The 6,553-nt window shown below is 39.2% G+C and carries 3 protein-coding genes; all 3 read right to left on the bottom strand.

Annotation, left to right across the window (positions count from 1 at the left end; genetic code table 11):
* Positions 1–266: hypothetical protein (locus DBR11_RS30140; RefSeq protein WP_233260733.1), on the bottom strand; the 266-nt coding region annotated here is incomplete at its 3' end.
* A 15-nt stretch (positions 267–281) separates the two neighbouring features.
* A complete protein-coding gene (locus DBR11_RS12360; protein ID WP_158275276.1) occupies positions 282–3,761 on the bottom strand; it encodes a DUF6443 domain-containing protein in 3,480 nt (1,159 codons plus the stop codon).
* A 64-nt stretch (positions 3,762–3,825) separates the two neighbouring features.
* A partial coding sequence (locus tag DBR11_RS29580; RefSeq protein ID WP_158275275.1) for a DUF5977 domain-containing protein occupies positions 3,826–6,553 on the bottom strand: 2,728 nt, incomplete at its 5' end.

Below are 6,553 nucleotides of genomic sequence, written 5' to 3'. Positions count from 1 at the left end.
TTATAATACTTATCAGAATTATCATAAATTATCATGAAATCTTTATCTCCATACATACGAATAGGGGGATCCCAAATTCCATTAATCCTGTTATTTACTCTTCTCAATAAAGAATCAAAAGGCAAATTATCGTCGCTTTTTTCTATTTTCTTGGCATTTACCTTTTTGCTATAAATTGGCAAGCGTTTCTTATCTTTTGCATTACAGGATTGAAAAATATTTAGTATAAATATTATTAAAATCAAATTATGAATCTTGTATAACATAATAGTTTTAGTTTTCTAGTTAGTATATCCAATATATCTTCTAAAGATTACTTTAGCCCCTGGTGGCACCCCTCCTCGGAAATCAAAGCCACTTTTATTGATTTGGTGGGTGGAATCACTTGTTCCCACGGCAGTGCTTTTCCCGGTGGCTACTGCGGCATGACCCGTTGCATCACTATATCCAAATGAATATGCTGCTATATCCCCACGCTGCGGTGTAACTCCAGGTTGTAGAACAACCCAACCTTTCACAAAGGAATTTTCTTTACCCCATTTGCCTGCTTGAAGTGGATATCTACCAGTGTAGTCATTAGTAGGAGCAACTCCTCCTCCTTCTTTAATCATATCTGAGACAAAAAGATTACATTTTTCTATACCACTAGAAAAATCACCCTTCTTGTTTTCCAAATTCCAACTCTTGTCTCCTATATGAGATTCTGCTGCGTCACCAATCTTATTTCTTACATCGGCTGTATTAGCAAAATTCTCATTATCAATTTCATTACTTAAGTATGAATTTGAAAGACTATTATCACGTAAACCAAGTTTTGTAAGACTACTCATTTTAGCTTCAAATGATTTCCTTTGATAATCCCGAACAGTAACCTGTCTATCAATACCGTCGTTAGTGCCAGCTATTTGCTCTCCTTGTTCATTTAGGTAGTCCGTTGGTGGCACTGCGTCCATTCCATCTGGATCAATAAACCTAATTGGATTGTTATTTCCATAAACATAAGGAGAGAAACGCCTGCTCTTCTCACTTAACGGATCCACTACATTCCACCTTCCTATCTCCGGATCATAAAACCTTGCTCCATAATCAAGCTGTCCATCCTTATTAGGAGCACTAAACTCCGATTGCAACTCCTTGCCGTTATAAAGATACTTGTTCGGTCCATCTTTTGCAACCAAGGTTTTTCCAAATGGATAATAATCGGTTCGCTGTAAAACTTCCAAAGCAGCACTAGGATTCTTGTAGAAGCTCAACCGTACATTACCCAAATGGTCCGTCAGATTATACTCAAAACTGTAAGTAGCTCCACTTCTTCTGGCCAGGCCTTCGTCTGTATGGATGATATCGATATTGGTACCATCGTACTCTATTCCACTAACATAATCCCGGATTGCTCCATTGCTTATTTTTCTCAGCTTAGTACCAGTGGCATTATAGGTATAAGCCATGGTTAAACCTAATTTGCTGGCTGTAGCTGGTAAGTTCAACTGGTTATAGGTTAGGGTTACTCCTGTCCTTCCATCTACTTTGGCATTACCATTGCCGTCATAAGTGTAAAGCCCTGTGGCCAGTCCACCAGTCACCTGCTTCAACTTACTGCCTGTACCGGTATAGTCATAAGTTCCTAAGGTTCCGTTTCTGTTTAAACTGGCAATGTTACCCATCACATCATAAGTCAGCACTTCACTCATCACAATGCCTGTACTGGTTCCGCTGAGTAACCTGTTCAGCTTATCATAGCCATAGGTAAAAGTATTGGGATTGGATCCATTAACCCCCCAGCTTTGATTGGCGATATTTCCATTAAACTGAGCTGTGGTACCATCCTGGTATTTCAAATCATAGCTGAACTGCGGGGAAGTATAAGTCTTTGTCCAGCCTCTTTCATTATAGGCATAAGTACCTGACTGAAGGAAATTCGTGGTATCGCTGCTATGTACTGATTTCTTGATTACTTGCCCTAGTTCATTGTAGGACATCCTATTCAGGGCAATCTCTGGTGCACCATTGATCGATTCCCAGGTGGCCAGTTTTCGGCCCATATGGTCCAGGTCATAGCGGGTCGCGATGGTGGTGGTCGCTCCATTTCCAGCGTGGGTACGTTTGCTGGCTTTCAGCTGTCCAATGAAATCATAGGTATTGTCCACCACATCAGTTCCATTTACATGGTTTTGGCTTTTGCTTTGGATCACCCGGCCTTCATCATCGTAGTAATTGACCGTTAAAAGCATCGTGGCTGTTCCAAGGGTATTCACCTTGGTTCCGGTAAGTAGGGTCTTGGTACGGGCAGCAGGCATTTGATCTCCTGTTGGCAGACCAAAGCTGTTCCCTGCAAAAGAATAGTTGTCATAATAACTGATCACCTGGGGCTCTGTAGCTGTTCTTGGAAAAGCGACATTGCTATAGTCTGAGTTTGCAGCATCCGGCCTGCTTTCCCAAAGGCTGTTGGTCAGTCCATCGGTACTCACTTCAGTTTGCATTGCCGGTCTGGCCAGGGTACGGGTATATAATCCGGTAGTGATCACCCTGCCGAAAGCATCATACTTGCTGTAGTTCCATTTTCCCGATCCTCTTTGCAGGGAATCCTGGCTCAGCACCACCTGATCTAGGGCATTGTAGACCATGTATTCCCAGCCTTTTCCGGGAACCTGTTTTTCGGTTAAGCGTTTGCGGCCATCATAGTGGTAACCATAAATGAAGTTCTTAAAAACCGCATCACTTTCTGTAAAACTGTTGGTTCTGGAGCCGTTCTCATTTACTGCCGGAGGCAATACATAGCGCAAGTTCCCCAGGTCATCATACAGATAATAGGTAGACAGGCTTTTGGTATCGGTTTCCCATACTCTTTTGAGCACCACATGATCATTAAAGTCTTTGTATTCATCCACAGTACCCCCGTTTCCACTCACCCAGTTTTCGTCCTTGCTCTTGGTTTTATACAGTTTGCCATTGACATAGGGTCCTACTGATGAGGCGCCAGAAGAGTTCACTGTCCACAGTTTAACCGTATCAGCGGCTGCATTGATTCCATATTCACTCACCACTGTTCTTCCCGTTGTAGCCGTGCGGCTGGCTGCAGGCTGCCAAGCATCTCCTGGTGCCCCTTGCTCAACAACTCGGTTTAAAGGACTGGCTTCAAAGACCGTAACTGAAAAAGGTTTGGTTGTGGTTTTGATACCGGCCGTACCGGCGTAAAAGGCCGCCTGCCCAGCACCAGTTGTTAAGGCGTCGGTGCGGTAAGCACCTCCATTGCTCACCGCAGCATAAGGCTCATATTTCACGGCTTCTCTTCCAAAAGCATCATAGGCTATGGGGGTAACCATATCCCGAAAGCCTGGGCTTCCCTGTACAGTTACTGTTTGAAGAAGCCTTCCTAATCCATCGATATATTGGACGGTCTGGTTAACATCACAAGTGCTTAGGTCTTGTCGGGTGTCACCATCAGTGAGAATCCCTTTCTTCTTAAAGGTTTTAGTTAGGATGTAATTTTGGTTGGCACTTACCGTATTTAAAGTATTAATCGCCGCGACACACTTTTCAAAACTCAGTCCGGTCGTATAGATCCGTACCGTTTTTCCCGACGGGATGTAAAACCCGGGCTTTAAGGTAACGCTACCGCGAGCAGTAATTTCAGTATCATTATTATAGACAGATACCTCTCTGTCCTGCTCCTGTTGGGCATTGGCTTGAATACAATTCAATGTTAGCAAAACAAGAATGCTGAATATATGATATAAAGTAGTCTTTAACGTGTTTTTCATTTTAGGGGCGTTAGATTTGAAAGCCATATATGACTGCCTATTTTTATTTATTCTTTCCATAATTCTAGAGGTGTTGGGCAGTTATATAATAATCGCTATTAACAGTTACATCAAATGAAATTTTACTCGCTGAGGAGGTCGGCACTGTTCGAACGTTCCCATTTAAATTTATTAAATAAGATTTTCCCGCTTCTGCCATCGTATCCCAACTTAAATCCAGCCTATATTCTCCAGCAGGTACAACTGCATTTCTTTCGGGATTAGCACCGGCAATTAAAAGATAACTTTTATTAGTAGACTTATTAACTAGATACCCTACGATTGTCCAGGCAGGTGTAGATATAGACGTTGCAGTAACTGTATAATCGAATGGAGCACAAGTTCCGTTAGCATTGGCATAGTTCTGGCCATTAGCTGCTATATCCGCATCAGCTAATGCATTCGCTGACGCAACGCCTTCTGTTGATGTATATTTGCCTTCCGCAACCGTGTAGGTAACCAAAGTTCCTTGTCCTTCTGTACATTGTTTTGTAAAGACCACACTTTTCGCATCATTCTTATAAAGAACTAATATCTCCTTATAGTTATATCGGAAGTTTTTTATAATATTTTTATTTTGATCTTTAATATTCTTTAAACGTTCAAAATCATCGTATTCGTAGTATGAAATTTGATTCTTCTCATCCATCTTACTAGTCACTCCAACTACCGGTTGATAGGAGTAAGTACTAATCATCGCGTTAGGCAATCCAGCTTTTAAAGGCAGAATAAAATTGTCAATATCATTTCTATCGGGCTTTGGAAGATTACCAAAAACTCGGATATTATCCGCTCCCAGAATATTTTCAATTTCAGATATATCTGCATTTTTTATTTCTGCGATAGGGTATTGCTGATTATAACTATATAAAAAAGAGGTTTTAGGCCCTCGCTCATAAGAAAAAGTCAAAATATTTCCCTTATTATCATAAGAGTGATAGTTTAATCTATTTTCTGGATTATCCTGCATGAACTGACTTCTAACAGCATTGGGTAAGATTAAACTTGGATTCTTTGGCCAATTAGTAGCATAATCAGTAAATGTCTTATTTAATAGTGTTTCACCTTTATACTCTTCCTTTTGTACGACAACTCCGATCATATTCCTTGATTGCATAGTCCGATAAGGAATAGTGAATCCTAATGAAACCATATCTTTAGGATACAAATATTTTATTGAGTAGGAGTCACCCTTACTATCAATATAATCTTCTTTTTTCTTTTGCTTATCTGAATTATCATAAATAAAATTTGAAATTTTCGTGGTTTTATTAGTGCCGCCATCTGGATCAAAATCTGTCTCTGTTTTCTTACTATTCGTAATCCACTGACATACAATATCATAGCCAAACAACATTGCCCCCCCAGTTATAGACGAACCATAGATATAATTTCTCACCAAATCGGAACTTTGTACAGAATACTCAAAATCAGTTCTTTTAATAGGAAATTCAAGACCACCTTTAGTAGTATAACTGGTTCTTGACTTTAGTAATCCATTAAGGTTATTATTATTGGTTGGTACCCTTGGATATATTTGAGAACTGGCCAATGAGTAATTATTGAACTCATCTACTGTTTTTAATGTGGAATTTATTCCGACATCTTTTATTGTCACCAAATCATAGCCAACAACATTTCCCTGAGCGTCTCCACTAATTGGTACGGATGAACTGGAATAGAAAATATCGCTATAATAACGTATAATTGTTCCATAATACTGTGCACATCCCCCCACTCCGGTATTTTGATAACTTGAAGCTGTATTATTTGGCATATGATAATTAATATTTGACATAATCTGCCCACTTGAGGAAGCAACACCCCCATTATTTTTATTATAGTCAAATTCCTTTTTCAGATAAGGTTCAGAGGGATTATCTAAACTTGCAGTTGTTATGCTTTTAATACGAACACCCGCTCCAATTAGGCCTGTATTAGCACTGTTAGATGAAGTCCAAGCTAAAGTTGAGCCTAAATTAGAGAAATCGTTTATTTCAAAAACAAAAGTCGCTTTTCCAGTTGTTGGATATATTAGACTCTCCAACAAGCCCGCTTTGACATAAGTAGAATTTGGATTTTTAGATGTACTAGTGGGAATAATACTATTTTCAGTAGAGCCATTAAAATATCCCCAGTGGTCACTAGCTTTCGAGTCTTTATCTGGCAGAGTTACATTGTTGTAATACAAGTCATATCTACCTGTTTTTTTGTTGCCTTCACCTATTTCATAAAACTGATCAAATTTTAAGCGTTTTGATAATGTATTATCTCCGGAAGAGGAGCTGAAGTAACTTTGAGAGAAATTGAAGGTCCTTAAAAGGTCATATCCACTTGAGTTTTGACTATACAATTTAATATTGGATAGTCTTGCCGCATTCCCTGTAGTACATTTTAAATCGATCCGATCTAAAACGGAATTAAACTCCATTTTTCCATTTGGAAATATTATTTCCTTTAAAATCTGGGTATTAATCTTTACATTATGAGTTGTAATAGTACTTTCATTTGCATATACTTCACTAAATGGTGGATTATAACAGCTAATAGGAACAGAAGTAGAATATCCATTTTTTTTAATGTAGATATAATCAACTGTCGGTACACATATAATTTGTGGACCTGAATTATAGTTAAATGTTACTTCTTCTGTTGTAGGATACGTTATCTTACTTAAAAACCACGACGATGTATAATTTGTACTATATGAATTTCCACTGAACCGGCCTTGGGAGATTATATCTTCGTTGGTT

Source organism: Pedobacter sp. HMWF019 (genome assembly GCF_003061025.1).
Taxonomy (GTDB): Bacteria; Bacteroidota; Bacteroidia; order Sphingobacteriales; family Sphingobacteriaceae; genus Pedobacter.
Note: the sequence above shows the minus strand (reverse complement) of the source record. Positions and strands in the feature narration are given on the sequence as shown.